The organism is Natrinema versiforme (genome assembly GCF_005576615.1).
Taxonomy (GTDB): Archaea; Halobacteriota; Halobacteria; order Halobacteriales; family Natrialbaceae; genus Natrinema; species Natrinema versiforme_A.
Genome location: NZ_CP040330.1, coordinates 2,895,860 through 2,920,866 on the forward strand (window position 1 = coordinate 2,895,860; position 25,007 = coordinate 2,920,866).

General features: G+C 67.5%; 23 protein-coding genes. 13 read left to right on the forward strand and 10 right to left on the reverse strand.

Features of this window, described 5'->3' with window-relative positions:
- Positions 1-45: 45 nt before the first annotated feature.
- The 8 genes from FEJ81_RS14300 to FEJ81_RS14335 form a co-directional block, all read right to left on the reverse strand.
- Positions 46-1,320 (reverse strand): hypothetical protein, encoded by a 1,275-nt coding sequence (locus tag FEJ81_RS14300; RefSeq protein WP_138245919.1) that lies wholly within the window; start codon positions 1,318-1,320, stop codon positions 46-48.
- A complete protein-coding gene (locus FEJ81_RS14305) occupies positions 1,317-2,600 on the reverse strand; it encodes a Glu/Leu/Phe/Val family dehydrogenase (protein ID WP_138245920.1) in 1,284 nt (427 codons plus the stop codon). The genes FEJ81_RS14300 and FEJ81_RS14305 overlap by 4 nt, the downstream gene beginning before the upstream one ends.
- Before the next feature lie 192 nt (positions 2,601-2,792).
- Entirely contained in the window at positions 2,793-3,206 is a 414-nt protein-coding gene (locus FEJ81_RS14310; protein WP_138245921.1) for a helix-turn-helix transcriptional regulator, read from the reverse strand.
- An 81-nt stretch (positions 3,207-3,287) separates the two neighbouring features.
- On the reverse strand, positions 3,288-3,614 hold the full coding sequence (locus FEJ81_RS14315; protein ID WP_138245922.1) for a hypothetical protein: 327 nt from the start codon (positions 3,612-3,614) through the stop codon (positions 3,288-3,290).
- A 211-nt stretch (positions 3,615-3,825) separates the two neighbouring features.
- On the reverse strand, positions 3,826-5,373 hold the full coding sequence (locus FEJ81_RS14320; RefSeq protein WP_229504720.1) for a cytochrome c oxidase subunit I: 1,548 nt from the start codon (positions 5,371-5,373) through the stop codon (positions 3,826-3,828).
- 8 nt (positions 5,374-5,381) lie between these two features.
- On the reverse strand, positions 5,382-6,746 hold the full coding sequence (locus FEJ81_RS14325) for a transporter (RefSeq protein WP_138245924.1): 1,365 nt from the start codon (positions 6,744-6,746) through the stop codon (positions 5,382-5,384).
- 103 nt (positions 6,747-6,849) lie between these two features.
- Positions 6,850-8,349 carry a permease gene (locus tag FEJ81_RS14330; RefSeq protein WP_138245925.1) on the reverse strand — a complete coding sequence of 500 codons (1,500 nt, stop codon included), beginning with the start codon at positions 8,347-8,349 and terminating at the stop codon, positions 6,850-6,852.
- 240 nt (positions 8,350-8,589) lie between these two features.
- Positions 8,590-9,033, reverse strand: a complete 444-nt coding sequence (locus FEJ81_RS14335; protein ID WP_138245926.1) for a hypothetical protein — start codon at positions 9,031-9,033, stop codon at positions 8,590-8,592.
- Positions 9,034-9,242: 209 nt separating this feature from the next.
- Here FEJ81_RS14335 and FEJ81_RS14340 point away from each other — a divergent pair, with 209 nt between their 5' ends.
- The 13 genes from FEJ81_RS14340 (at position 9,243) to FEJ81_RS14400 (ending at position 21,978) form a co-directional block, all read left to right on the forward strand.
- Positions 9,243-9,809, forward strand: coding sequence for a hypothetical protein (locus FEJ81_RS14340; protein WP_138246800.1), 567 nt, complete (start codon positions 9,243-9,245; stop codon positions 9,807-9,809).
- A gap of 50 nt (positions 9,810-9,859) precedes the next feature.
- The gene (locus FEJ81_RS14345) at positions 9,860-10,873 is read left to right on the forward strand and encodes a TIGR00341 family protein (protein ID WP_138245927.1); all 1,014 of its coding nucleotides are present in this window, start codon (positions 9,860-9,862) and stop codon (positions 10,871-10,873) included.
- A 30-nt stretch (positions 10,874-10,903) separates the two neighbouring features.
- Entirely contained in the window at positions 10,904-12,343 is a 1,440-nt protein-coding gene (locus FEJ81_RS14350) for a hypothetical protein (protein ID WP_229504722.1), read from the forward strand.
- The gene (locus FEJ81_RS14355) at positions 12,340-13,311 is read left to right on the forward strand and encodes a WD40/YVTN/BNR-like repeat-containing protein (RefSeq protein ID WP_138245928.1); all 972 of its coding nucleotides are present in this window, start codon (positions 12,340-12,342) and stop codon (positions 13,309-13,311) included. Before FEJ81_RS14350 ends, FEJ81_RS14355 begins: the two co-directional genes overlap by 4 nt.
- An 86-nt stretch (positions 13,312-13,397) precedes the next feature.
- Positions 13,398-13,859, forward strand: a complete 462-nt coding sequence (locus tag FEJ81_RS14360; RefSeq protein ID WP_138245929.1) for a hypothetical protein — start codon at positions 13,398-13,400, stop codon at positions 13,857-13,859.
- A gap of 127 nt (positions 13,860-13,986) precedes the next feature.
- Positions 13,987-15,483, forward strand: coding sequence for an Asp-tRNA(Asn)/Glu-tRNA(Gln) amidotransferase subunit GatB (gatB, locus tag FEJ81_RS14365; protein ID WP_138245930.1), 1,497 nt, complete (start codon positions 13,987-13,989; stop codon positions 15,481-15,483).
- A 166-nt stretch (positions 15,484-15,649) separates the two neighbouring features.
- Positions 15,650-16,615 carry an MBL fold metallo-hydrolase gene (locus FEJ81_RS14370; RefSeq protein ID WP_138245931.1) on the forward strand — a complete coding sequence of 322 codons (966 nt, stop codon included), beginning with the start codon at positions 15,650-15,652 and terminating at the stop codon, positions 16,613-16,615.
- Positions 16,616-16,804: 189 nt separating this feature from the next.
- Positions 16,805-18,112 (forward strand): ABC transporter substrate-binding protein, encoded by a 1,308-nt coding sequence (locus tag FEJ81_RS14375; RefSeq protein WP_229504723.1) that lies wholly within the window; start codon positions 16,805-16,807, stop codon positions 18,110-18,112.
- 3 nt (positions 18,113-18,115) lie between these two features.
- Positions 18,116-18,988, forward strand: coding sequence for a branched-chain amino acid ABC transporter permease (locus tag FEJ81_RS14380; RefSeq protein ID WP_138245933.1), 873 nt, complete (start codon positions 18,116-18,118; stop codon positions 18,986-18,988).
- Positions 18,981-20,138, forward strand: a complete 1,158-nt coding sequence (locus FEJ81_RS14385) for a branched-chain amino acid ABC transporter permease (RefSeq protein ID WP_138245934.1) — start codon at positions 18,981-18,983, stop codon at positions 20,136-20,138. Before FEJ81_RS14380 ends, FEJ81_RS14385 begins: the two co-directional genes overlap by 8 nt.
- On the forward strand, positions 20,135-20,866 hold the full coding sequence (locus FEJ81_RS14390; protein WP_138245935.1) for an ABC transporter ATP-binding protein: 732 nt from the start codon (positions 20,135-20,137) through the stop codon (positions 20,864-20,866). Before FEJ81_RS14385 ends, FEJ81_RS14390 begins: the two co-directional genes overlap by 4 nt.
- Positions 20,863-21,579: an ABC transporter ATP-binding protein gene (locus tag FEJ81_RS14395; RefSeq protein ID WP_138245936.1), complete on the forward strand. Its 717-nt coding sequence runs from the start codon at positions 20,863-20,865 to the stop codon at positions 21,577-21,579. The genes FEJ81_RS14390 and FEJ81_RS14395 overlap by 4 nt, the downstream gene beginning before the upstream one ends.
- Positions 21,580-21,840: 261 nt before the next feature.
- Positions 21,841-21,978 (forward strand): transporter, encoded by a 138-nt coding sequence (locus FEJ81_RS14400; RefSeq protein ID WP_138245937.1) that lies wholly within the window; start codon positions 21,841-21,843, stop codon positions 21,976-21,978.
- 58 nt (positions 21,979-22,036) lie between these two features.
- Here FEJ81_RS14400 and FEJ81_RS14405 read toward each other — a convergent pair whose 3' ends face one another.
- Together FEJ81_RS14405 and FEJ81_RS14410 are read right to left on the reverse strand one after the other, a co-directional pair.
- On the reverse strand, positions 22,037-23,806 hold the full coding sequence (locus FEJ81_RS14405) for a GMC family oxidoreductase (protein WP_138245938.1): 1,770 nt from the start codon (positions 23,804-23,806) through the stop codon (positions 22,037-22,039).
- Entirely contained in the window at positions 23,806-24,861 is a 1,056-nt protein-coding gene (locus FEJ81_RS14410; protein WP_175416433.1) for a gluconate 2-dehydrogenase subunit 3 family protein, read from the reverse strand. Before FEJ81_RS14410 ends, FEJ81_RS14405 begins: the two co-directional genes overlap by 1 nt.
- Positions 24,862-25,007 lie beyond the last annotated feature (146 nt).

Genomic DNA, 25,007 nt, shown 5'->3' on the forward strand with positions numbered 1-25,007 from the left:
AACGGCACCGAAGGCGATAGTCGCCGTGATACTCGCGGTCGCGGGTTACGAGCTCCCGTCACGGTCGCTCGAGCGAGCGCGCCGATCGCGCTCGAGGATGGCACCGCCGGCACCGACGGCGACGTCGACGGAAACCGTCGCCAGCCCGTCGTCGACATCGTCGCTCGAGCGGGCGAGCGCGAGTCCGCGAAGCGACTGTTCGGTGGGGGCCTCGAGTCGGGTCCAGCGGACGCTCTTGTCGCGTTCGTAGATCCGGCCGCCGGTGGCGACCGCGACCGCGTCCGTCCCGACCGATCGGATCGCCTGCAGCGCGCCCTGTCCGACGTGCAGCGGCGTCCAGTTCTCACAGTGGGGATCGTACCGGTAGGCGATGCCGTCGGCACCGGCGATGAACACGGAGTCCGTGCCGGCCCAGACGTCCTGGAAGTCGACCTGTGCGTTCCGGACGCCGATCCGGTCCCACTCCTCGGGGTCGCTGTCGGTGGGTTCGGTGTCCGCCGGCTGGTCATCTCTGGATCCGGAATCCGTCGTGTCCTCGGCGGCCGTAGTATCGTCCGCAGCCTCGCTCGAGGGGTCGGAATCGTCCGAGTCGCCGTCCGCGGGTTCGGAGTAGGCGCCGCCGCTGGTGTCGACGGCGTAGAACCCGTCCGGCCCCGCGGTCAGGCCGGGAATCGTCGACCCGCCGCCGGGTTTGACCACCTCGCCCCAGACCGGACAGCCGTCTTCGACGGCGCAGTCGAGCACCTCTCCGGACCCGTTGGCGACCCGGACTCGCTCCTCGCCGGTCTTCCCGGTGACGGCGATGGCCTCCCACGTGCTCGTCTTCTCCATCGGCGCCGAGTAGTCGCTGAGGTGGCCGTCGGCCACGTCGTAGTAGCCGAGCGCACCGCTGTCGCCGGCGAACCAGAGCCGACAGCCGTCGTCGGTCGTCGCGATGGACCGGAGGGTGTTCTCCGAGACGCCCGGCCCGCGCTCCAAGAGGATCCGCCACCCGTCGGGAGCCCGGTGGAGCAGGAGGCCGCCTTCGCCGCAGGCGTACGGACCGTCCTGCCCGTGGACGACGCCGTGGAGGGTCCGCGACGTCGGCGATTCGACGGCCTCCCAGCCGCTTCGATCGCCGTCATCCCGGTCGTCACGGCTCCGGTCGGTGGCGCTCGAGTCGGGTTGCATTTCGGCGTCGAGATCACCTCCGTCGGCTCGCCGGTCCGCCGCGTCGTCACCGCTCTCGTCCCCTCCGTCGTCGCGCCCGTCCGTCGCCGGGCCGACGCGCTGGAGCCAGTCGAGCGCATCCGTCAGCGACTCGTCGAGGCGGTCGATCACCGCACCACCTCGTGAGCCGCCGCGACCCGCGAGACGCCGACGCTGTAGGCCGCTTCCCGCCAGCTCAGATCACACCGCTCGCGGCGCTCTCGCACGTCGTCGACCGCGTCCGCGAGCGCGTAGTCGAACTCGTTTGTCACACGGGCCTCGCTCGAGCGGTCGCGGCCGACGCTCTCGACCCACTCGAGGTGGGCCGCGATCATCGTCCCGGCCGTCGCCAGCACGTCGGGGACGACGGCGATGCCGCGATCCTCGAGGGCGCGCTGGCCGCCGGGTGTCACGCTCCCCGTCGCGCCCTCGACGACGAGATCCGCGTGAATCGCGTCGGCGTTCTCCGCGGTCACCGCCGTCGCGGGCTCCGCGAGGACCAGCACGTCGACGTCCCGCTCGAGGACGTTTTGTGTCCCGGTCATCGTTCCGTCGTCGTACTCGGCGAGCGTCCCCGGTCGCTGGAGATAGCTGGGGGCGAGGTCCGTGTCGAGGCCGGTCTCGTCGTCGGGAGCGGTCAGCCCCGCTCGATCGCTACACATCGCGACGACGGTCCCGCCGCGGAACTCGAGCAGGCGAGCGGCCGTCGCGCCGAGGGGGCCGGTGCCGTAGACGGCGATCGTCGCGTCGGACAGCGGCCGGTCGTGGTCGGCCTCGAGGACGTCACGGGTCACGCGGGCGACGCTCTGCCCGCTCGCCCGGGAGATCTCTTGAAAGCCGCCGATGGCCGGCGGCTTGCCGGCGACCGTCGCGTTGTGCGGGCCGTCGACGCGGTCGGCGACGGCGTCGGCGAACCGCGCCATCGTTCGCTCGTCGGTCCCGACGTTCGGGACGAAGACGTCGCTGTCGGGTCCGACGCCGGTGACGCGGGCCACGTAGGCTCGAGTGAGTCGGACGCGTTCGTCCCGCGAGAGCGTCGCCGGATCGACCGCGACGCCGCCCGCCGCGCCGCCGAAGGGGACGCCCGCGAGCGCGGCGCTGACGGTCGTCGCGGCCGCGAGTCCGGCACAGTCGTCGCCGCGCAGTTCGGAGGTGTACCGGTGTGGCCCGACGAAGGGGCCGCGAGCGCGGTCGTGGCGCACGCGGTAGCCGTCACAGACGCCGAGCGTGCCGTCGTCGCGTTCGAACTGGACCGTGATCCGCTGGCAGTGGTGCGGGTGCAGGAGTCGCTGCTCGATCTCGTCGGGAAGCGAGAGCCGACGCGCGGCGGTCGTCGCGTACGTCCACGGGGCGTCGAGATCGGGGTCTGTTCGACTGCGTTCGTCGCTGGAGAAATCTGTATCTGGTGTCATTGTCGGTCGATTACGTGCCACAACGTGGCCGATCGGTCGGATCGGCCGATCGGCCCGTCAGTCGCCATCGGACCGGTCGCTCGACTCCGTCGGCGTCGAAGCGGCCGGTTCGGCTGCCCAAGCGGCTCGATCGCGGCTCCGACGGACCGCTGTCCGTGACCGCCGCCGGGTGCCACCACGGACGGGTCGCGCTCACGGGAGGTCGCGAAAGAGACAGCGACGTTCCCACTCGTAGTGCTCCTCGAGACGCTCGTTGGCGCGCGTACTCGGCCGGTAGGCGTAGGTTCGACCGTCGAGGGGATGCTTCTCGACGTAGCCCTCTTCGATGAGTTCGGCCAAGTTCTGGTAGAGCCGCCCCTGCGTGATCTCCTCGTCGTAGTAGCAGTCGAGCTTGTCCTTGATGACGAGGCCGTGGGGGTTCCGGTCGGCGAGCATTCGGATGACGAACAGTTGATCGCGCTTGAAGCCTGTCAGGTTCGTCAGCGGACGCGGATCCGCGTCGTCGGTCGTCGACCGTTGGGTCCGGTCGTCGGTATTCGATTCGTCACTGTCGTCGGTATTCGATTCGTCACTGTCGTCGGTGTTCGTGGGGGTGTGATTGGACATCGATTCGATATCGGCGGTAGGGCCGCCGAAGCTACGCGCGGGGATCGAACCCGCGGTCGGCCGAATCCGAGCGTAGCGAAGTTAGGGGCCGTATTCCTTCCGGTGCTCGCGGTAGAGCACGGCGAGGAAGGCACCGAGGGGGACGAGCCCGAGAATGACGAGCAACAGCCCGGCGACGACGGTCGCGGCCAACTGGACGCTCGCGACGAAGTACGTCAACACGGCGACCGCGCCCGCGATCAGCAGCGCCACGCTCGAGACCACGAGGCCGAAGCTCAGCTTTCGAAACTGCCACTCGAGGTTCTCCGAGCGGTTCAACAGCCGGATCAGGACGACGACCGGCGGGATCGTCAGGGCGATCAGTTGCAGGAGCATCAGTGCGACGTCGGTGCTGACAGTGGTTGACATGGATAGACTCTGGACTGGCGGGAAGGTGGGCGGACAGCGCGCAACTGCGGTCGTCGGCCGGCGATGCGACTGAACAGTCTGGTGTCGATACGTCTGTGGACGGGCTGCTATCGGTTCGGCAGAACGGGTAGCGGTCGAGACGACCGTGAGCGCCGGCCGCCGGACCGCAAACCGCACGGGCGGCGAGTCCCCGCGATCGCACGTCGGTCGTTCAGTCGCGATCGCGGGGACTCGACCGCCATTCGCGCGTGTGAGTGGGGCCGCTCTCGAGGTCCCATGGATCGTCGGAGGCCGGTTCGCCGACCCACAGCGATCGACCGAGATTCGCGAGAAACACAAGTTGACCGGCGGCGATGACGTACGCTCCGACGGTCGCGAGTTGCTGCAGCGGCGCGTAGGCCGCCGGATAGGTCGCGACGCGTCGGGGGAGCTGTGCGAGCCCGACGAGCAAGAGCGCGCCGAAGGTCACGGCGACCCCGACAATCGTGAGCCAGCCGTGCAGGCGGGCCAGCCCCGGCTCGAGCCGACAGTCGGTGAGCAGGGGGAACCAGTAGTACGCGCCGGCGACGAGCGCGAGCCCGACGAACCCGGCAAGTAGCAGGTGGAAGTGCGCGACGACGTAGTAGGTGCCGGTGTAGCGGACGTTGATCGGGACGGCGGCGAGGAAGACGCCGGTGACGCCGCCGACGACGAAGAAGCCGACGGCGGAAAGCACCGCGAGCATGGGCGCGGTGTCCCGGATCGAGCCGCCCCACAGGGTGACGAGCCACGTACAGAGCTTCGCGGAACTCGGGACGGCCACCGCCAGCGTGGTGAGCATGAAGACCGTCCGAATCGACGGGCTCATCCCGGTCACGAACAGGTGGTGGCCCCAGACGGTAAACGAGACGACGCCGATCGCGAGCGTCGAGTAGACCGACGACCGGCGGCCGAACAGTCGCCGCCCGGCGAACCGCGGGAGGACGTGGCTCGCGATCCCCATCGGCGGCAGGACCAGCACGTACACCAGCGGGTGGGCGAAGAACCAGAACAGGCGTTGCCAGCCCAGCGGCCCGCCACCGCCGACGAGGAACCCGGTCCCCAGCGACCGATCGGCAAGCAGCAGGGCGACCGTCGCGGCCAGCACCGGGAACGCGACCAGCGCCATCGCGGCGGCCGTCAACACCGTCCACGTGAACGTGTCGACGTCGAGCCACCGGATCTCGCGCCGCCGCAGGACCGTGACGACGAGGTTCGCCGCCGTCGCCGCGGTCCCGACGGCGACGAGCGCGAGCCCGACGAGGACGGCGTCGACCGCGGGGTTCGACGAGAGAAGACTCAGCGGCGGATACAGCGTCCACCCGCTCGCGACCGGCTCGAGCCCCGCGATCCCGAGAATCCCGCCGATAGTGCCCGATCGAATCGCCAGCGCCGCCGGGACCTGCAGCCAGAACGCCCAAGCGCCGAGCAGCGGGAACGCAGTCCCGTCGGCCTCGATCAGCGGGGGGACGGCGGCGTACGCGAACCCCCAGATCGCCGGCAGCGCGAACAGGAACAGCATCGTCAGTCCGTGGGTCGTGAAGAAGGCGTTGTAGGTCTCTGCCGTCCAGCGGTCGAGCGTCGGCGTGACGAGCGCCGTTCGGAGTAACAGGGCGTCGAGTCCGCCCCACAGCCCCATCGCCAGCGCGAATCCGAGGTGCCACCGAGCGAGCCGTCGATGACCGACGTTCGAGAGTCCCGCCAGCGAGTCGTTCGTCCCCTCGAGCGTTCGTCTCGGCATAGACGGCGTCATCGTCGATCGGAGGTGAACGCGCGTCCCAGTTCGCGCACGCCGAGCAGACCGACCGTCGTCGCGACGGTGAAGGCCACGACGGGATCGATCGCGTACAGGAGTCCGCCGAGCAGCGGCGCGGGAACAACGGCGACCCGGACCGCCGTCCGGATTTCGCCGGGGAGCCGCGGGCCGGGAACCGGGCTCGCTCGCCCGCTCGAGCCGACGGTCGGCCGGAGCGGCTCGATGGCGGTGCGACAGCCGAGCAGGCCGAAGAGGGCGGCGACGACAGCGGCGTTGGCCGGTGCCGCAACGAGCGCCATCGGGAGCAGCGAGAGCGCCGCGAGGCCGACGGCGAGGAGCGCTCGGCGATCGACGCGCGAAGCGAGCGCGGGGAACGCGACCGCGCCGAGGGTCGCGCCGGCGGCTTCGACGAGGACGAACAGCCCGAAGACGGCGGCCGGCGCGAGCGAGAGGCCGCCGACCGAGAGGGCGATCGGCCGGTAGTCGACGACCAGCAGGATCAGAAACGGCGAAATGCCGGCGATCGCGACCCGGACGACCGCGTCGCCGATAACGGCCCACCGGCGGCGGTCGGGCAACCGCGAGACGGCGCTTCGAACGACCGTGATCGACGGGTCGGACTCGGTCGTCGCGCCGCCCTCTCGGTCATCGCTCGCCGCTCCGCCGCCGGAGAGCGGCGATCGGTCGCCGAGGGTGCCGAGCGCGATCGCGCCGACGATGGCGACCGCAGCGCCGGTCGCTGCGACGAGCGCGAAGCCGGTCCGGACGGTATCGGCGCTCGCGACGGCCGTCGTCGCGAACGTCGCTGCGGCGACGACGCCGAGCGCCCCGAGGACGACCGGCGTTCGCCGATCAGAGCCGACGGCTCGAGTCGGGGAGCAGTCGCGGTCTTCGTCGGCTGCCGTCGACGGCGAACTCGTCACCCGGGTGTCGACCGGCCAGAAACCGCGTGCAGGCCCCCGAACGTGCCACGCCTGCAGGAGCGCGACGCCGATCGCGAGCCAGCCGAGCGCCGAGAGCGGCGTTCCCAACAGCGTATCGAGCGCCGGCGACCCCGCCCACGCCAGCAGGCCGACCGCGGCGAGCAGCGCCGACAGCACCGCGACCGCCCTCGCCTCGAGCGGCGTCGAATCGCCGCCGATCGGTCCGCTCGAGTACTCGGTCGCGGCGACGGCGATCCCGAGGCCGAGGGTCACCAGCGAGCCGACGACGATCGGCCCGTAGCCGAGCGCGGACACGAACTCGGGGAGGTAGCGTTCGGCCAGGCGAATCAGCCCGTGGGTCGACACGAGGGTCGCGAGGCAGACGAGTCGGACCGGATCGCTCCGTTCGACGGGGTCTATCGAGTGTTGAGTCATGGGTACTGGAACAGGGGAATGGGGTCGCGGCCGTCTCGCGGCGACGGTCAGCGACGGCTGCGGCGGCGTCGACGCGGCGGGATCGGTCGCAGAACGGTCAGCGTCACTTCAGCCCGCGATCCTCGAGCGCGTAGGCGATCCGCTCGAGGGTCTTGTAGGCGTAGTAGATGACGCCGGCGACGTGGGGTGCGAGTCGGTTACCGATACGGACGCGCCGATCTGGCTCGAGGACGACGTAGACCTGCACCGCGAGGACCGGGATGGTGACGACGTTGAGGACGGCCGTGTACGTCCCGGGGACGGTGCCGCCGGCTGCGCTCACTGGCGGGATGAGCCCGAGGCCGCCGAACAGCAGGTGGACTGCGAGACCGGCAGTCACTGCTGCGAGGAAGAACGCGACGAAGATCACGGCAGCCATCCGGATCCCGTAGTAGCGGCGATAGGCCTGAACCAGCGGGAGGATCAGCAGGTCCGCGAAGATGAACGCGAGGACGCCGCCGAAGGAGACGCCGTTCTGCCAGAGAACGACCCCGAAGGGGATGTTCCCGACCGAACAGAGGAAGGTGACGACGCCGACGACGGCACCCAGAACGACGTTCGAGACGAGCCGAACGGCGCTGCCCTCGGCACCGACACCGAAGACGGCTGTCCACCAAGCGTTCGGCACCAGCGCGGCCAGCAGGCCGGCGATGAGAAAGCCCAGCAGGATGTCCCGCCAGAGCATGTCCCACTCGCGGATCGTGTTCGCGGCCGCCGCCCGCCAGCGGTCGCCCGAGAAGAGTTCGGGGCCGGCAGTGACCGCCTCCCGGTCAGTCGCCGGATCGTACGCGCCCCGACAGCCCTCACAGCAGAAGTACCGCCGTTCGCCATCGACCTCCCGTACGATCGTGTCCTCGTCGGCCGGATCCGCACGCATGCCACAGGTAGCACACTCGGTCTCCTCGAGTGCCCGGGCGTGCTCTCGTGCGCGTTCGATCCACGCCTCGGGGACGAACCGACGGTAGACGATCGCGAGGACGACGATCGCGACGAGGCCGCCGACGATCTCAGCGAGGGCGAACTGCCAGCCCAGCAGGAGCAGAACGACCAAGGCGAGTTCCAGTACGAGATCCGTACTCGCGAACTGGAACGCCCCCAGACTGGCCGCGGCCGACGCGCCCTTCGTGAACAGCGATCGGGTCATCGAGACCGCCGAGAACGAGCAACTCGAGGACGACGCGCCGAAGAACGAGCCGTAGGCGACGGCTCGCCAGCTGTCGTCGCCGAGGTAGTCAGTGATCCGGTCCTCGGAGAGGAACTCCTGGATCGCGCCGGAGAGCGTGAAGCCGAACACGAGCGCCCACCACGTCTCCCAGCCCATCTTGAACGCGATGATCGTGCCGTCGACGAGAGCCAGCAGGAACGCGCCGAGCAGCCCGACGAGCCGTGCAGCGAGGTCGAGTCCGCCGTCGTTCGGGGCGACCATTCCGGGGCCGGTCAACCGCCCGACGAACGGGGGACGCCGTCCGTGCTCGATCACCGTCAGTGCCAGTGAGGCGAGCGGTCGTCCCTGTGCGAGCGCGAGGTCTGACGCGTCGATGATCGGATGTAACGCTGAGAGCATGGTGGATGAAAGCGAGGCGGCCCGCCAGAAGCGAGGGCGTTCGATCGAGGCTGCGATCGGACAGCAGCGGCTGTGCCGTCGAGCCAGGAGGTCATCCGCGCCGAGGCGCGTCGTCCGGGCTTTCCAACACCAATCACCAATGGATTGTGCCCTATAAAAATGGACGAAACCTAGAAGATATAAATCGGATGTGCGACGTGTCGGTGTCGATTCGTTCGCGAGCCCACTCCCGGGGCTGTTTCAGCGGTTCAACAGGCCGATCGCTCGGTGACGGTTGTAGAGGTAGGCGATACAGACCGCCACGGTCGAGAGCAGAAACGCGACGATCGCGATCGCGATCGCGATTCCGAACCCGGCCGCCAGCCCGGAGAGCACGCCGAGGAGAAGGGGCGCGGCGACCGCCGCTCCGACGTAGATCTTGCGGTCGGGGGCCCACGAATCGGTCTCGCTCGCGACGTATTCGACGTCGCGCCAGATCGCGGGCAGCGTCACGGCGCCCGTCGCGGTGACGACGATCAGGAGGGCGACGCTCCCCAGACTCGAGGCCACCACCGAGCCGCCGCCGGTGAGGCGAGCGAGCGAGACGATTCCGAGGAGGCTCAGGGCGGGATAGCCGATCAGGACGTACCAGTACCACGGCGCACGGCCGGTCGGGTCGATCGCTGTGAGATCACCACGTGACATGACGCATCCGCCGTTCGAACCACCCACTGATAAGCTGTCTAGATACATAATATTAGTACACAAAATAACTGAAATAGGCGTCTAGCGTGTCCTATGGGTCCGTATCTTTATTCTAAACACTCTCAGTATTGTGTCTGTTTATGGCACTGGCACCGCTAGCCGGGATACCCCGGTCGGACCGCTCTGACGGTCCGATCGACCGCAAACACATGATCGGTGAACACGCATTCTGCCCGACCAGCGGTGCATCTCTCTCGCGAGAGGTCCACTACGACGAACGCGGCCGTCCGGAACGCGTTCCCCAGTCCGACGACCTCTCGCCGAACGCGTCCCTCGACGCCCCGCTCACGACAGGGGAACGGCGCTCCTCGAGGCGTGCGCTCGCGACCCACTTCCGGCGGTGTCACCGCCGGCACGCCGACGCGGACAACGAACTCTACTGTCGCGCCGCGCTCTCGCTCGCCCGACTCAAGCGGGCGGCCACGGGTCGCCAAGGGCGCGATGTCATCGTCTGGTACGCGCTGGCCGAACGGCTCGCCCGCGACGGGTTCGACGTGGACTGGATGAGCGCCCACGCCGAACCGCGATGTCCGGACTGCAGCGGTCGGCTAACGTACGTCGAGGGCCCCGACGGGCCGATCGGCCGCTGTGGCGGGTCGTGTCACGGGACGCGTGCCGATCGACTCGAGACGATCCGTGACACCGTCTGCTCGCTGTTCGCGCGAACGTTCCCCGACGATCCGACCCCAGATACCGATGCACTCACGCTACTGTGATCGACCGCGACGGGTATCGCCGGTCCACCCTCGCCACGGGAACGACGAATATGCGACTCCTGACCGTGCTTACCACCTCGCAGTCGAGTACAGACGAGGTCACGGCGATCGTCGAGCACCACGACCTCGAGTACAGTCTCACCGACCACACCGACGGCGAGAGCCGGACGATCACCGTCCCCGCGCCCGCCCACGCGATCGAGCCGTTGGAGGACGATCTGGCGACGGTCGGCGACGACGTCTCCATCGTCGTCGAAGAACCGATGGCGATCGTCGGGAGCGGCTGGGACGAGTCGCCGCCCGCGAAGCGACGCGAGTGGCTCTCGTTCGAACGCATCTCGCGGAGCGAACTGCGATCGAAGGCCCAATCGCAGTTGCCCTCGCTCGTCATCTTCGCCGCGATGACGGCGATCAGCGGCGTCGTCGCCACCACCGGCGTCCTGCTGAACTCGCTTGCGGTCCTGGTCGGCGCGATGGTGATCGCACCCCTGCTCGGGCCGGCGATGGCCTCGAGCGCCGCGACGGTGCTCGACGAGCGCCAGTTGTTCGTCCGCGGGGTCAAGCTCCAGCTCGTCGGCATCGGCGTCGCGATGGCGAGCGCCCTCGCGTTCGCGGCGTTCGCGCGGACCTCCGCGGTCATCACGGCCGCGGTCGACCTGCAGGCGAGTCTGGGGCTCGGCAGCCACGGCCTGCCGCCGTCGCTGCTCGTGACCGTCGCGGTCTGTTCGGGCATCGCCGCGGGGCTCGGGATGGCGACGACCGGGATCACGGACCTCATCGGAGTGATGATCGCGGCCGCGATCATGCCGCCGATCGGCGTCGTCGGTGTCGGCGTCGCCTGGACCGAGCCCGCGGCCGTCCTCGGCTCGCTCGTCGTCGTCGCGGTCAACGTCATCGCGATCAACGTCGGCGCGATCGCGACCCTCTGGACCGTCGGCTTCCACCCCTCGGACCGCTCGCGCATCCGGACGACCCGAGGAGCCATCCTCCGGCGAGTCGTCCTGCTGACGGCCTTGCTACTGGTCGCGATTCGACTCCTCGAGGTCGTCTCCGACGGCCTCTGAACCGTCCCGATACCGCCGCATCTCCGACCCATGACTGACGATCCGTCACACCCAGATTCCGAACGCGCACCCGATTCGTCTCCGCCACCCGCGGCGGGCAACACCGCCGATTCCGAGGCGGTCCGCGGAACCGGCCGCTCGAGCGATGACGGCGACTCCGACCGCGACGACCGAGACGACTACGACAGCGACGGCCATGACCGCGACGACCACGATACTCGCGACGACCGCGACGGCGGGGACGAGTCCTCGCTCGGCGTCTCCCTCGTCGGCTACGCGCTCCGACTGACGGCCGCCGCGCTGGTGGTCGGCGGGCGGCTCCTCTGGACCGGCGTCCGGATCGGCTCGCGGTACGTCACCGACACGCCGTCGCGACGGCGGGGCCGCCGGTGGCTCCTGCTCGAGGGCGATCGGCGGGTGATCGTCGGCTGGTTCGTCGCCGGCGTCTTCGCCGTCGCGCTCGTCCTCGGGGTTAGCGACGTCATCGGCGTCCGGGAGAGCCGGTTCGTCACGACGATGTTCAGTACGATGATCGCGGGGCTGTTCTCGTTCATCCCGATCGTCGTCGCGGTCAACCAGCTGATCATCTCGCGGCTGTTCGGCACGCCCGATCGGCTCACCGAGCGGATCGACGGCGTCCAGGCGTTCCGCAGTCGCGTCGAGACACAGACGGAGGGCGACGGTGTCAGTCCCACCGATCCCGCCCCGTTTCTCGCCCGCCTCGCCGGGACGCTCGGCAGCCGCGCCGACGAACTCGCGACCGAGTGCGGGGACGACCATCGGCCGACCGACGGCGGCGAGCGCAGCCGCGTCAGCGACGCCGACGACACGCCGATCTCGGCCCTCGAGTCGATCTGTCGCTTCGCGTCGCGAACGCGCGAGCACACCCGAGACCTCTCCGCGCAGCTCACCGGCGAGACCGAGTCGGTCTTCGCCGTCGTGCTACCGACGATCGACCACGACTACGCCGGTGCCGCAAACGAGGCGCAGCGGCTCGGTCACCGGTTCGACGAGGAACTGTCGGGCCGGGCCGCGTCGCTGCTCGAGGAACTCCGCGAGCTGTTCGTCACCGCGGACGCGACGCGGCAGTACTTCACGACGATCTACCTCCAGCGCGAACTCGCGCGGCTGTCGCGGCTGATTACCTACAGCGGCACCGCCGCGATCCTGCTCTCGTCGCTGGTCATCATGATCTACGCCAGCGGCTACCCCCCGGTCGCCTTCGAGGGGTGGCTGCTCGTGCTCGTGAGCCTCGCGCTCGCGGTCGCGTTCAGCCCCCTCGCGGTGCTGTTCGCGTACGTCGTCCGCATCTCGGCCATCCTCAAGCGGACCTCCGCGCCGGGCGCGTTCACGCCGCCGGGCGAGTTCCACCGGTCGTACGACGCCCGCGGCGCGACCCAGCCCGGCGAGGTGACGGCGACGACTCGAGCGGCCGACGCCGACGACCGGTCGAGCGAGGGCGATCGGTGACCGGGCGTCACCGGTCCCGGCGCGCCGTCCTCGCAGCGGTCGGGGCGGCGGCCGGATCGCTGTCGATCGCGGGCTGTGCCGACACCGACAGCGAGTGGGTCGCCGCCGACCCGCCCACCGACGCCGCGCTGGAAGCCGTCGTGACGACCGCCGACGGGGCCTACGCCGTCGGTGAAGACGGGATCGTCCTCGCCCGCGACGGCGGCGACTGGACCGTCCGCCTCGAGCGCGGCCTCGGCGGGGCGGGCGACGGCTTGCGCTCCGCGGCGGTCACGAGCAACGGACGAGCCATGTGGGTCGCCGGCGACAGCGGCGCGCTCGGCTACTACGACGTCGTCGCCGACCGCGCCGTGGACTTCTCCGCACCGAAGGAGAAGACGACCTCGTGGACGGCGGTCGCCGCCGCCGGATTGGCCGGCGACGAGCGGCTCACGGCCATCAACAGCTCCGGCGAACTCCTCCGGGGCCGGCGCGACGGCGCGACCGTCGACTGGAGCGACGTGATCAAACCCGGGTCCGGCTCGAGCGTGACCGACATCGACCTCACGCCGCTGGCGTACGGCTACGTGGTCGACACCGACGGCGGCGTCTTCGAGTCTCGAGACGGCGGCGTCTCGTGGAGCCGCATCGGGCTCGAGGGCGCGGGAGTCGACTTCGCGACGGTCGCGGCGACGGACAGCGGTCGCGTCTCGGTCGCCGGCGGCAACGGCGTCGTCTCCACCTACAACGGCGTCGACTGGTCGCGAACGACGCTGGGCGAGCAGCCGATCGCGGCGCTCGCACGGGACCGCGACACCGCGCTGGCGGTCTCGTCTGCGGGAGTGCTCTACGAGCGCGGCTTCGACGGCTGGGCCGAACTCGCCGACCTCCGGCCGGGGAACGAACTGCGGTCGGTCGCGCTCGCCACCGCCCGGTCGCCGCAACTGGTCGTCGGCGAGTCCGGAACGATATTCGAACGGCGGTACTGACGGCCGTCGGTCCCGGGACCGTTGCCGACTCGCATCCCCGCTCGTTCCATCAGTGATTACTTGTGTCTCTCCGTCACGTTCGAACGATGGTCTCACGAAGAGACGCCCTCGCTCTCGGTTGCGGTGCGGGCGTCACCGCAATCTCCGGCTGTACCGGCCTCCTCTCCGACTCGTCCCGCCTTTCGCTGATCGCGTTGAACTTCGATTCGGAACCGCACGCGATGACCGTCGAACTGCTCCGCGCGGACGCCGACAGGTACTCCGAGGCGGTCGAGTTGCGAGAGCGATACGAACTCGAGGCGCCGCCGGACGGCGACGCCGCGTATGAACACCGCGAGCCAGATACGCTCGAGAACGAGAGATACGTCGTCAGGGCCGATCTCCAGGACTTGCCCGCGACGAGGGCGACGTATCAGTACTATCCGGGCTGTCCGGACGGCGACGAGTCCGACGACCTCTACGTCGAAGTCAGAACCGAACCGGAGAGCGACGACCGGTACATCGAATTCACGCAGAATCGGTGTTCGGGCAGTTCCGGGTGGTTCTGAACGGCCGTTCGTACCGCGCTGCGATCGCGACGGGCGATCGGTCCGGGGACGGTCGTGCTGGGACGGCGGGGACGCCGTCGGCTCCGTCCCGTTACGCTTTACCCCCACCAGCCCGAATCGAGGCGCAATGACTGCCCAGACCGCCCAGCAGGGCGACCTCGTGACCGTCATCGGACTCGAGGTCCACGTCCAGCTGGAGACCGACACGAAGATCTTCTGTGGCTGTTCGACCGAGCCGAGCGACGAGCCAAACGACAACGTCTGCCCGGTCTGTCTCGGGCTCCCGGGCGCGTTGCCGGTCCTCAACGAGGCCGCCGTCGAGGCCGCCGTCAAGATCGGGAAGGCGATCGACGCCGACATTCCCGAGGAGACCCGGTTCCACCGGAAGAACTACTACTACCCCGACCTGCCCAAGAACTTCCAGATCACCCAGTACGACGAACCGATCTGTGCCGACGGCGAACTCGAGGTGTCCGTCCAGGGGAACCGCCGCACGGTCGCGATCGAGCGCGCCCACCTGGAGGAGGACCCGGGCAGCCTGCAACACGTCGGCGGCGGTGGCGGCATCGATTCGGCCGATTACACGCTCGTCGACTACAACCGTGCGGGCACGCCGCTGATGGAGATCGTCACGGCCCCCGACTTCCGCAGTCCGAGCGAGGTCCGAGCGTTCCTCGCGGAACTCGAGGAGGTGCTCGAGTACCTGAGCGTCTTCGACGCCGAGCGGGACGGCAGCCTGCGGATCGACGCCAACCTCTCGATCATCCCCGAGGAAGAGATCGACGGCGACGACACCGACGAGATCGGAATGGACGCACTCGAGTCGGCCAACCGAACCGAGGTCAAGAACATCTCAAGTCACAAGGGCGCAGAGAAGGCCTTGGCCTACGAGGAGACCCGCCAGAAGAACGCCATCCAGCGCGGGCGCGCGGTCGAACAGGAGACCCGCCACTGGGACGAGTCCCGCGGGATCACGGTCTCGATGCGCTCGAAAGAGGAGGAGAAGGACTACCGGTACTTCGAGGAGGCCGACCTGCCGCCGCTGCGGGTCTCGGGCTGGAAAGACGAAATCGCGATCCCGGAACTCCCCTCCGCTCGCCGCGAGCGGTTCCAAGACGAATACGGCCTGAGCGAGGAGGCGGCCTCGAAGCTCACCTCGACCAAGCAGGTCGCGGACTTCTACGAGGACGTCGCCGGCGAGTTCGACCCCGATCTGGCCGCGACGTGGGTCGCGGACAACCTGCTGGGCGAACTCAACTACCGCGACATCGAGATCACCGAGATCGGGGGCCGACTCGAGGAGATCAAGCGACTCGTCGAACTCGTCGCCGAGGACGAAATCACGGCGAAAAACGCCCGCGAGACGGTCCTGCGATCGATGCTCGACGACGGCCGAACGCCCGACGAGGTCGTCGCGGAGGACGGACTGGGCAAGACCGGCGAAGACGAGGTCCAGCAGGCCGTCGTCGAAGCGATCGACGAGAACCCCGACGCCGTCGACGACTACGAGAGCGGCGACGACGGTGCGATCAACTTCCTCGTCGGACAGGTCATGCAAAAGACCGGCGGCAGCGCGGACCCGGGCGACGTGAACCAGTTGCTGCGGGCCGAACTCGAGGACTAACCGGCGCGTTCGACGGTTTCTTTCCTCCACAACCGAGCTTGCGGGTCTTGTGGACCTGACGCGCCCCGAGTCGCGACTATCACCGGAGTCGTTTCCGTACCGATCCGGTACACGTCCCCTTCCGCGACCGCGTGAATTATAAACTATCGACATGTTCCTAGCCGGCATGGACCGCATTACGCTCGGCAACGAGGAGTTCGAGGGCCGAAACAACGCGTACGTGCTCGCTGACGACGACGCGGACGAACTCGCGCTGGTCGACACCGGCATCGCCACCGATCCGGTTCGGCGGGACCTCCGCGACGGCCTCGCCGAACGCGGCTACGATTTCGCCGACATCGACGACATCGTCCTCACTCACTTCCACGTCGATCACGCCGGACTGGCGGGCGAGATTCAGGCCGAAAGCGACGCGACGGTCTACGTCCACGAGGCCGACGCCCCGCTGGTCGCACAGGACCCGGACGCGGTCGCCGCCGTCGAGGACCGCCGCCGAGAACGCCTCGAGGAGTGGGGCGTCCCCGAGGACGCGCGAGCGGAACTGCTCGACTTTCTCGAGTCGGCCGAAATCGATGGCCCGCCGGCCGAGCCGACGCCGATCGAGAACGGGGAGATACTCGAGGTCGGCGGCCGAACCCTCGAGACGATCCACGCGCCGGGGCACGCGGCCGGGCTCTGCTGTTTCGAGACGGCGGGCGGCGACGAGGCGTTCGTCGGCGATGCCGTCCTCCCAGTGTACACGCCGAACGTCGGCGGCGCGGACGCCCGGGTCGAGCGCCCGCTCGAGAAATACGTCGCGACGTTGCGGCGGATCGCCGACCGCGACTACGAGCGGGTCTGGCCCGGCCACCGTGACCCCATCGACGAGCCGACCGACCGCGCGCTGACGATCCTCGAGCACCACCGCGAGCGGACCGAAACCATCCTCGAGTTGCTGGACGACCACGGCCCGGCCGACGCGTGGACGATTAGCGCCCACCTATTCGGCGACCTCGAGGGGATTCACATCGTTCACGGGCCGGGGGAGGCGTTCGCCCATCTCGACCATCTCCGGCACGAGGGGGTCGTTGCGTTCGAAAACGGCGAGTACCGATCGCTGGACGAATCGGTGTCGCTCGACGACCTGTTCTGATCGGTCAGTAGTTTCGAGAGAAGGAGTATCGCTTCGTAGCCTCCGCCATCGGCAACTCTGAATACGTATCTCGTTCACAAGTTCCTTGGTAACTACCCTCATCTTTATTAACGAGGGTTCGAAAGAAGAGTGTGAGAATCGGTAACTCAGTGACTCATAATGCCTAACGAAGATAACAATACTCTCGGAATGGATAGATCTGGTAAGGGGGGCGTGGGACGCCGGACGTTTCTGGGTGCGGCTAGTGCCGGTGCCCTGACGGCGACGCTGGCCGGCTGTCTCGGCGGCGGTGGCGACGACGGACTCACGATCGGCCACCTCGCGCCGACCGACAACCCGCTCGGCATCGGCTCCACACGAACCGCGGAGATGGCCGTCGAAGAACTCAACGAGGACGGCGGGTTCAACGGTGAGGAGGCGGAACTCATCACCAGAGACACGCGAACGGACCCGGCCGAAGCCCAGAACGTGACGGAGGAACTCATCCAGCAGGAGAACGTGAACCTGCTCATCGGGACGTTCAACTCCGAGACCACGCAGTCGATTTTAGACCTCACCGCGGAGTTCGACGTCCCGTTCATGATCACCGGCTCGGCCGCGCCGAGCCTGATCACGGACTCCGTCGGATCGGACTACGAACAGTACAAGAACATCTTCCGTATCGGCCCGATCAACTCCGATTTCCAGGCGGAGTCGATCGCCGATTACTGCACCTATCTCAACGACCGACACGGCTGGAGTCGGGTCGCGTTCCTGCGCGATCAGGCCGAGTGGACGACACCGTTCGGCGATCAGATCCCGGACCTGCTCTCGGAGCGCGGACTCGATCTCGTCTACGAGGACGCCCTGTCGATCGAGGGGACCGATTTCAGCCCGGTCATGAGCGATATCAACGACTCGGACGCGGACTTCGTCTTGCGGTTTTTCGCACACATCGACGGCGGCGACATGCTCACGCGCTGGCACGAGGGCCAGTACGAGTTCGGCATCGAGGGCGTCCACGTATCCGGGATGCTCCCGTCGTACAACGAGGCCTACAACGGCGCTGCGACCTACGAGACGACCTCCCAGTCCGGGGCCGCGGGCGTCGCCCCCATCACGGAGCGAACGGAGTCGTTCGTCTCCGACTACGCGAGCCGCTACCAGGACGAAGAGGAGTCGCCGATCCGGGCGCCGATGTACATGGGATTCAACACGTACGACGGCATCTCGGTCTTCAAGGAAGTCGTCGACGGGATCGGAACGACGAGCACGCGGGACAATCTCGACGACTTCGTCGACGAGATGCTCGGCGTCGACTTCACCGGCGTCGCCGGGCAGGTCAGTTTCTACGGGGAAGACGCCGAATACCCCCACGACGTACAGGAGGAACGCGGCGACGACGGCACGGTTACGAACTACCCGGTGACCCAGTGGGTGTCGGAAACGGAACTCGAGTGTGTCTACCCCGAACAGTACCGCACGGCCGAGCATCAGATGCCGCCCTGGATGCAGTGAGCGATGCTCGGAGATATTGGGACACTGGTGTTGCAGGGGACGATGATCAGCGCCGTCTACGCGCTGATCGCCATCGGATTCACCATGATCTTCGGCGTCGGCGGGACGCTGAACCTCGCCCACGGGGCGTTGATCATGGGCGGTGCCTACGTCTTCGCGCTCCTCTCTCGAGAGATCCACGCTGCCGTCGCGTTCCCCGTGACGATCGCCGTGATCGCCCTCCTCTCGTGGGGGCTCTATCAGGTGCTCGTTCGCTGGGTCGAGGAGAACGTCGTCATCACGTTTCTGGCCACCGTCGTCGTCGCGATCGCGACGACGGAGTTCGTCCTCTACCAGTTCGGCAGTTCGCCGATCGGGATGACGCTGATAAGCGGCGCCGTGAACCTCGAGCCCTACGGGATCAACGCGCGGACTCGCTACGTCCAGTTCGTCGGCTTCGTCATCTCGTGGATCGCGATCGGGCTGCTGTGGTACTACGTTACCCACACCGACGACGGCCGATCGGTCCTCGCGGCCTCGATGAGCGAACGCGGGGCCCAGTTGACCGGCGTCGATCTCCACGCGGTGCGATCGAAGACGTGGCTCATCGCCGGGGCGCTCGCCGGAACCGCCGGCGTCATCCTCGGCTCGACCGGCGGTGCGACGCCGCTCATGTGGCTGAACCCGCTCGCGCTGGCGTTTATCATCGTCGTCATCGGCGGCATCGGCTCGATCAAGGGATCCGTCATCGCGGCGTACGTCATCGGATTCCTCGAACAGTTTACGGTCACCTTCATCGGGCACGGATTCAGGGGCATCCTCTCGCTGGTCGTGCTCGTGGTCTTCCTGTTGTACATGCCACAGGGACTCTACGGGAGGGAGTTCGCCCATGATTAGTACGATCCTACTCCTCGGAACGGTACTCGCGACGGTGACGAGACGACTCGGCAACGTCGCCGGCACGGTACGACGAGAGGTCCTGTTACCGATCGGTCAGGCGCTCGAGCGACTCCTCGCGCCGATCGATCGAGCACTCGAGCCCGCCGCGAACGCCTACAACCGGTCGCTCGGACCGTACTTCGGCACGATGACCGGGCTGCAGTTCGCGCTGATACTCGTCAGCGTCGTGGCCCTCCTGACCGCGGGCGTGTGGGCGCCGATGGTCGGTCCGCTGGTCGGCGGCGGCCTCCTGCGGACGCTCGCGCTCGCCAGCATCTGGGCCATCTTCGCGATGAGCTGGGACATCCAGAGCGGTTACACCGGCTACATCAGCTTCGGCCACTCCGTGTTGTCGGGAGCGGCCGGCTACACGACGGCGCTCCTGATCGTCCACGTCGATCCGGGGCTGTCGATCTGGGTCACGGCCTCGGTGTCGGTCCTCGCGGCGCTCGTGATCGGGCTGCTGATCGCGCTGCCGACGCTCCGACTCGAGGGCCCGTACTTCTCGCTGATCACCTTCGTCGCCGTGCTCCTGTTCTACAGGCTGACGACGGCGTTCAGTTCGCTGGGTGGTATCCCCGGGTTCGGACAGCCGGATGTCTTCACGTGGGATCCGGTCATGCGGTACTACTACATGGCCATCCCGATGTTGCTCATCGCGCTCGGGCTGACGTTCATGGCCCGGTCGAACCTCGGGATGATCCTGGTCGCGATCCGCGAGAACGAATCGGCGGTGTCGGCCGCCGGGATCAACCCGACGAAGTTCAAGATCTGGTCGTTCGCGCTCAGTTCGATCCCGATGGGGATCGGCGGGGTGCTCTTGGTCGGCTTTACGGGTAACGTCGACCCGGAGACCTTCGTCATCGTCGACAATAGTATCGAGATGATCGCGATGGCCGTCATCGGCGGCATGAGCTCGATCCTGGGACCGCTCGGCGGCGCGTTCCTCTTTGAGTTCCTCAATCACCAGCTCTTCCACAGCTACTCGACGCCGGTCCGGTATCTGTTCCTGTGGGGACTGGTCTTGCTCGTGCTCGTGTTCGCGCGGGACGGGCTGTTCAGGATGATCTGGCACCGCCTCGGTGCCGTTCGAGGTGAGTCCGAATGAGCGTCCTCGAGGTCGACGGACTCACCAAACGGTTCGGCGGACTGGTCGCCGTCGACGACTTCTCGCTGGACGTCGAGGAAGGCGAAATCGTCGGCCTGATCGGACCGAACGGATCGGGCAAGTCGACGGTGTTCAACTGCATCATGGGTATCTACGACGTGACCGAGGGGTCGATTCGGTTCAACGGCGACAACATCACCGCCGATTCGACGCACGAGATCGTCAACAAGGGGCTCTCGCGGGTCTCACAGGAGTCCAATCCGATCGATCTCTACTCCGTCGCCGGCAACATCAAGCTGTTTACGCTGCCGAACAGCATCCGCTCGCTCCACGGCGGTGCGAGCGACGAGAAGATCTACGAGTACGCCGCCCGCATCGACATCGAGGACAAACTCGAGGAGATGCCGGGCGAACTACCCCACGCGGATGTCCGCCGGCTCGAGATCGCCAAGGCGCTGGCGACCGAGCCCGAGATGATGCTGCTGGACGAGCCATTCGCCGGGATGAATCAGGCCGAGATCTCGGAACTGTCCGACCAGATCGAACGCTTCCGCGAGAACGGCATGACGATGGTCGTCGTCGACCACAACATGGGCGGCCTGATGGAACTCGTCGATCGGGTCGTCGTGCTCAACAACGGCGACTTCCTCGCGGCGGGTACTCCCGAAGAGATCGCCGAGAACGAACGCGTTCAAGAGGCATACCTCGCCGGGGAGGGAATCGAATGACAGATCCAATACTCGAGGTCGACGACCTCAACGTCTACTACGGCAAGTCACACGCACTGACGGGCGTCTCGCTGTCGATCGATCAGGGCGAAATCTACGGCGTGATCGGGCCCAACGGGGCCGGCAAGACGACCATGCTCAACGCCATCGCCGGGTTCGTCGAGTACGAGGGGACCATCCGCTACGACGGAGCGGACCTCGCTCGCGTAAGCCCCCAGCAGATCGTCAGGGACGGCCTGATCTACTGTACCGAGGATCGGGACCTGTTCCCGTACTTCTCGGTCCACGAGAACCTGCTGATGGGCGCGCAGTTCCGCGACGACCGCGATGCGGTCCAGGACGACCTCGCGATGGTCTACGAGCTGTTCCCGCGGCTGGACGAACGCCGCGAGCAGGAAGCCGAGACCATGAGCGGCGGCGAACAGCAGATGCTCGCCGTCGGCCGCGCGCTCATGAGCGACCCCGACGTGTTGATGCTCGACGAGCCCACGCTCGGGCTCGCACCGGTCATCATCCAAGATATCAGCGACGCGCTCGAGCGGCTCTCGGACCAGGGGCTGACGATCCTGCTCGCCGAGCAGAACTCGACGTTCGCGCTGCGCCATGCCGACCGACTCTCGCTGATCGAAACCGGCGAGATCGAACTATCGGGAACGTCCACGGAGTTCCACGACAACGAGTACGTCCGCGAGGCGTACGTCGGCGTTCACTGAGACGGGTTGCTGCAACGATGTACCGGCGCAACCCCAGAGCGGTCGGGGTCGCGCCGGCAATGACTTACAGCAGACCGTATGAGGAACCGATTCGCCGCGGGCTCCTTTTTCCGGTCGCGTCGGCGACAGCGAGCGGTGAGGCGAGTGCGTGTCGATCCGGGGCCTGCCGCTGGGCCGTAGCGTCGTGGGGTCGGAGGTCGGGAACGCCGGTCCTGTGAATGCTTGCCGGTCACCTACGTGTCGTCCCGTCGACGCTACCGCATGGTCAAACTCTCGACGATCGTCATCGCCGCCGGCGTCGTCATGCTGGTCTTCCCGATTCCGCCGGTCGCGAGCGCGCTCGGCGGGGTCGCCGTGATCCTCGTCGGCATCCTGCTCCGGTTGGTCGCGGGGAAGTGAGGCCGTCGGGGCGATCGGCGTTCGCCGATGGACCCGTCCGTGAAGTCGGCTCGAGCGGTCAGTCGTCCGGCGATGCGAGCAGGTCGGGGCTGTCCAGATACTCCTGAATCCCCTCCGCTGCGCGGAACGCGAGCGCCCCGACGGTCCCCGTCGGGTTGTAGCCGCTGTTGTGGGCGAACGCCGACGCGCCGGGGACGAAGAGGTTGTGTGCGTCCCAGTTCTGCAGGTAGTTGTTCACCACCGACTCCGACGGATCCGAGCCCATGATCGCACCGCCGGTGTTGTGCGTCGACTGGTAGGGCGTGATATCGAAGCTCCCCTCGAGGCTCGTGCTCGCGTCGACCGTGTTGGCGCCCATCTCCTCCATGATCTCCTCGAGGTAGGGGCCGATGTGTTCGACCATGTTCCGGTCTTGCTCGCGCCAGTCGAAGGTCATCCGCAGGAGCGGCTGGCCGTACTGATCGGTGTAGTTGGGGTCGAGATCGAGGTAGTTCTCCCGGAACGGGAGCACGGACCCCTGTGCGGAGACCGAGACCGAACTGTGGTAGTTGTCGATACTTTGGGCCTTGAACTCCGATCCCCACGACTGGGTCCCCTCCGGGACCGGGTTGTTCGCGATCGGCCGGTCGCCGGTCTGGTTGAGGGCGACGTTTCCGCCGTGGAGGAAATCCAGCTCTGAGTGGTCGAAGTTGTCGCCGTTGAAATCGTCGATCGCGGCTCCGAGCGCGCCGGCACCCATGTAGAGGTTCCACTCCTCGTCGTCGAAAAAGCCGGTCGCGCTGGCCTGAAAGTTCTGGTAGCAGTAGTTCTTCCCGACGGTGCCCTCGCCCGTCTCGGGGTCGTACGGCTCGCCGATGTCCGACAGCAACAGGAGCCGGACGTTGTTCAGCACGTAGGCGGTCAGCGCGACGACGTCGGCCGGCTGCTCGTAGACCTCGTCGGTCCGCCGGTCGACGTACCGGACCCCCTCGACCTCCTGCTCGTCCTCGTTGTACAGCAGTTCGACCACGTCGGCGTGGGTCCGCAGTTCGAAGTTGCCCGTCTCCCGTGCGGCGGGCAACACCGTGGTGATCGGCGAGGCCTTCGCGCCCCACTCGCAGCCGAACCGTTCGCAGTAGCCGCAGTACTGACACTGGCCCTGCTGGACGCCGTCCGGGTTCGTGTACTGCTCCGTGAGGTTGGCCGAGGGGGCCTGAAACGGTTCGTAGCCCAGTTCGTCGGCCGTCTCCTTGAACCGCTCGAGGACCGGCGTCTCGATCATCGGCGGGAGCGGGTACTCCCGCGACCGGGGGCCTTCGTAGGGGTTCCCCAGCTCCTGCGTTTCGCCCTCGATGTTGCCCGCTTCCCCCGCGATACCGGCGGTGTACTCGAACTGATCGTAGTAGGGCTGGAGTTCGTCGTAACTGATCCCCCAGTCCTGAAGCTGCATGTTCTCGGGGATCTTCTCCTCGCCGTACTCGTCGATCGTTCGCGATCGGATCTCGAAGTCGTAGGGGAGAAACCGCCACGTCTGCCCGTTCCAGTGGACGCCCGCGCCGCCCTCGCCCGAGCCCGGCAGGAACGCGCCGAAGCGGCGCATCGGCAGGGCGGTATCGTCGACGGCGTTCCGGAACGTGATGGTCTCCTTCGAGAGGTCCTGCATCAGCTTGTACCGGAGCGCATAGCCCAGCTCGTCGTGGACCGTAAAGAAGTTCTCCGTCTCCCGCTCGCCGCCGCGCTCTAAGCTCACCACCTGATAGTCCTCCTGTGCGAGTTCCTTGGCGATGATGCCGCCGGTCCAGCCCGCGCCGACGGTCACCACGTCGACGGGATCGAGTTGCTGTGCCATCAGCGCTCACCTCCGCGATCGGCGGCCTCGTCGTCGAGATCGGTCCGAACCGACTCGTCGTCGGCGTTCCCGCGAGCGGCCTGCTCGTCGACGATGTTCGGGTAGTCCGCCTCCGCGGCATCGTGGACGTGTGCGTGGCCCCCCTCGCTCTGTTCGTTGGCCGGCTGCTCGTTCTCGGTGTCGAGCCCGAGGGACTCGATGTCGTCGGCCAGTTTCCGGTAGTCGCCCTCCTCGAGTTCGACGTACTCGCCCTCATCGAGTATCCCCCGATAGCTGCCGAGCGCGCCCGGGGTTCCGGGGAATCCCTTCAGTCGCCAGCCGATCATCTCGCGGTTGCCGCCGTACATCGGATCGCTGAACATCCCCTCCAAGGTGTTCTGGCGAACCATGAGGAAGAACCCCTCCGAATCGATGTCGGTGTCCTCGAACGCCGCCACCTCGCCCGCCTCGAGCGCCTCGACGACCGCATCCTGCTGGTCGTCGTCGAGGCCGGTGAACGTCTCGGCGTCGTACTCCCCTCGGACGTGCTCCTCGACGGCCGCGATCCCCTGATCGTAGGCCTCGTTCGGCGTGAGCGCGTACTGCCAGCCTTGGGTCTGGGCCGGCGTCGTTTCCGCCCACGGGACTTCCTGATCCTGTTCGATGTCCGCCGGCTCCTCCGTATCGTCCTCGAACGGAGCGCTCGGGTCCTTCCCGGCGAACGGCCCCTGCATGTACCATCGCTCCCCGCGACCCCACGCCGAGTTCATCTGGTTGTCGATGAAGTAGACGACGCCGGCCTCCGGCGCGCCCGGCCCGTTGTCGTCGGAGGGGTAGATCCGCGCCGTCAGGTCGTGAACGACTCGCGCCTGCTGTATCGTGAAGTACTCGAGGCCCTGTTCCTCGACCTCGACTTCCTCGAGTTGCTGGAGCGGCGTCACGTCGAACTGTTCCGGATCGAACCCCTCCGCCGTTCCGGCGATGCCGAAAACGGCCAGGGTGCCCCCGGCCCGCATCACCGTTCGCCGCGAGAGATCGCGCGTGAAGTCGAACGCTGGCTCGTCATCGTCTGCCATACAGGCGACGGACGCCGAGATCTCGAATAGTGTATTCACCTGCGAGTGCTTGTCTCGCAGGCCATTCGAACCCGGATCGGCGATCCCGAACTCGTCAGCGTTCGAGAACACCTGCAGTAGTGGCCCGACGATTTTACTCGCCGCTG

Excerpts from the sequence above, each read along its gene's own strand:
- FEJ81_RS14385 (WP_138245934.1), top strand. The coding sequence starts at position 18,981 with ATGATTAGTACGATCCTACTCCTCGGAACGGTACTCGCGACGGTGACG.
- FEJ81_RS14315 (WP_138245922.1), bottom strand. The coding sequence starts at position 3,614 with ATGTCAACCACTGTCAGCACCGACGTCGCACTGATGCTCCTGCAACTG.
- FEJ81_RS14390 (WP_138245935.1), top strand. The coding sequence starts at position 20,135 with ATGAGCGTCCTCGAGGTCGACGGACTCACCAAACGGTTCGGCGGACTG.
- FEJ81_RS14330 (WP_138245925.1), bottom strand. The coding sequence starts at position 8,349 with ATGCTCTCAGCGTTACATCCGATCATCGACGCGTCAGACCTCGCGCTC.
- FEJ81_RS14400 (WP_138245937.1), top strand. The coding sequence starts at position 21,841 with ATGGTCAAACTCTCGACGATCGTCATCGCCGCCGGCGTCGTCATGCTG.
- FEJ81_RS14305 (WP_138245920.1), bottom strand. The coding sequence starts at position 2,600 with ATGACACCAGATACAGATTTCTCCAGCGACGAACGCAGTCGAACAGAC.
- FEJ81_RS14335 (WP_138245926.1), bottom strand. The coding sequence starts at position 9,033 with ATGTCACGTGGTGATCTCACAGCGATCGACCCGACCGGCCGTGCGCCG.
- FEJ81_RS14320 (WP_229504720.1), bottom strand. The coding sequence starts at position 5,373 with ATGCCGAGACGAACGCTCGAGGGGACGAACGACTCGCTGGCGGGACTC.
- FEJ81_RS14405 (WP_138245938.1), bottom strand. The coding sequence starts at position 23,806 with ATGGCACAGCAACTCGATCCCGTCGACGTGGTGACCGTCGGCGCGGGC.
- FEJ81_RS14325 (WP_138245924.1), bottom strand. The coding sequence starts at position 6,746 with ATGACTCAACACTCGATAGACCCCGTCGAACGGAGCGATCCGGTCCGA.
- FEJ81_RS14310 (WP_138245921.1), bottom strand. The coding sequence starts at position 3,206 with ATGTCCAATCACACCCCCACGAACACCGACGACAGTGACGAATCGAAT.
- FEJ81_RS14360 (WP_138245929.1), top strand. The coding sequence starts at position 13,398 with ATGGTCTCACGAAGAGACGCCCTCGCTCTCGGTTGCGGTGCGGGCGTC.
- FEJ81_RS14370 (WP_138245931.1), top strand. The coding sequence starts at position 15,650 with ATGGACCGCATTACGCTCGGCAACGAGGAGTTCGAGGGCCGAAACAAC.
- FEJ81_RS14340 (WP_138246800.1), top strand. The coding sequence starts at position 9,243 with ATGATCGGTGAACACGCATTCTGCCCGACCAGCGGTGCATCTCTCTCG.
- FEJ81_RS14410 (WP_175416433.1), bottom strand. The coding sequence starts at position 24,861 with ATGGCAGACGATGACGAGCCAGCGTTCGACTTCACGCGCGATCTCTCG.
- FEJ81_RS14380 (WP_138245933.1), top strand. The coding sequence starts at position 18,116 with ATGCTCGGAGATATTGGGACACTGGTGTTGCAGGGGACGATGATCAGC.
- FEJ81_RS14345 (WP_138245927.1), top strand. The coding sequence starts at position 9,860 with ATGCGACTCCTGACCGTGCTTACCACCTCGCAGTCGAGTACAGACGAG.
- FEJ81_RS14375 (WP_229504723.1), top strand. The coding sequence starts at position 16,805 with ATGGATAGATCTGGTAAGGGGGGCGTGGGACGCCGGACGTTTCTGGGT.
- gatB (WP_138245930.1), top strand. The coding sequence starts at position 13,987 with ATGACTGCCCAGACCGCCCAGCAGGGCGACCTCGTGACCGTCATCGGA.
- FEJ81_RS14395 (WP_138245936.1), top strand. The coding sequence starts at position 20,863 with ATGACAGATCCAATACTCGAGGTCGACGACCTCAACGTCTACTACGGC.
- FEJ81_RS14350 (WP_229504722.1), top strand. The coding sequence starts at position 10,904 with ATGACTGACGATCCGTCACACCCAGATTCCGAACGCGCACCCGATTCG.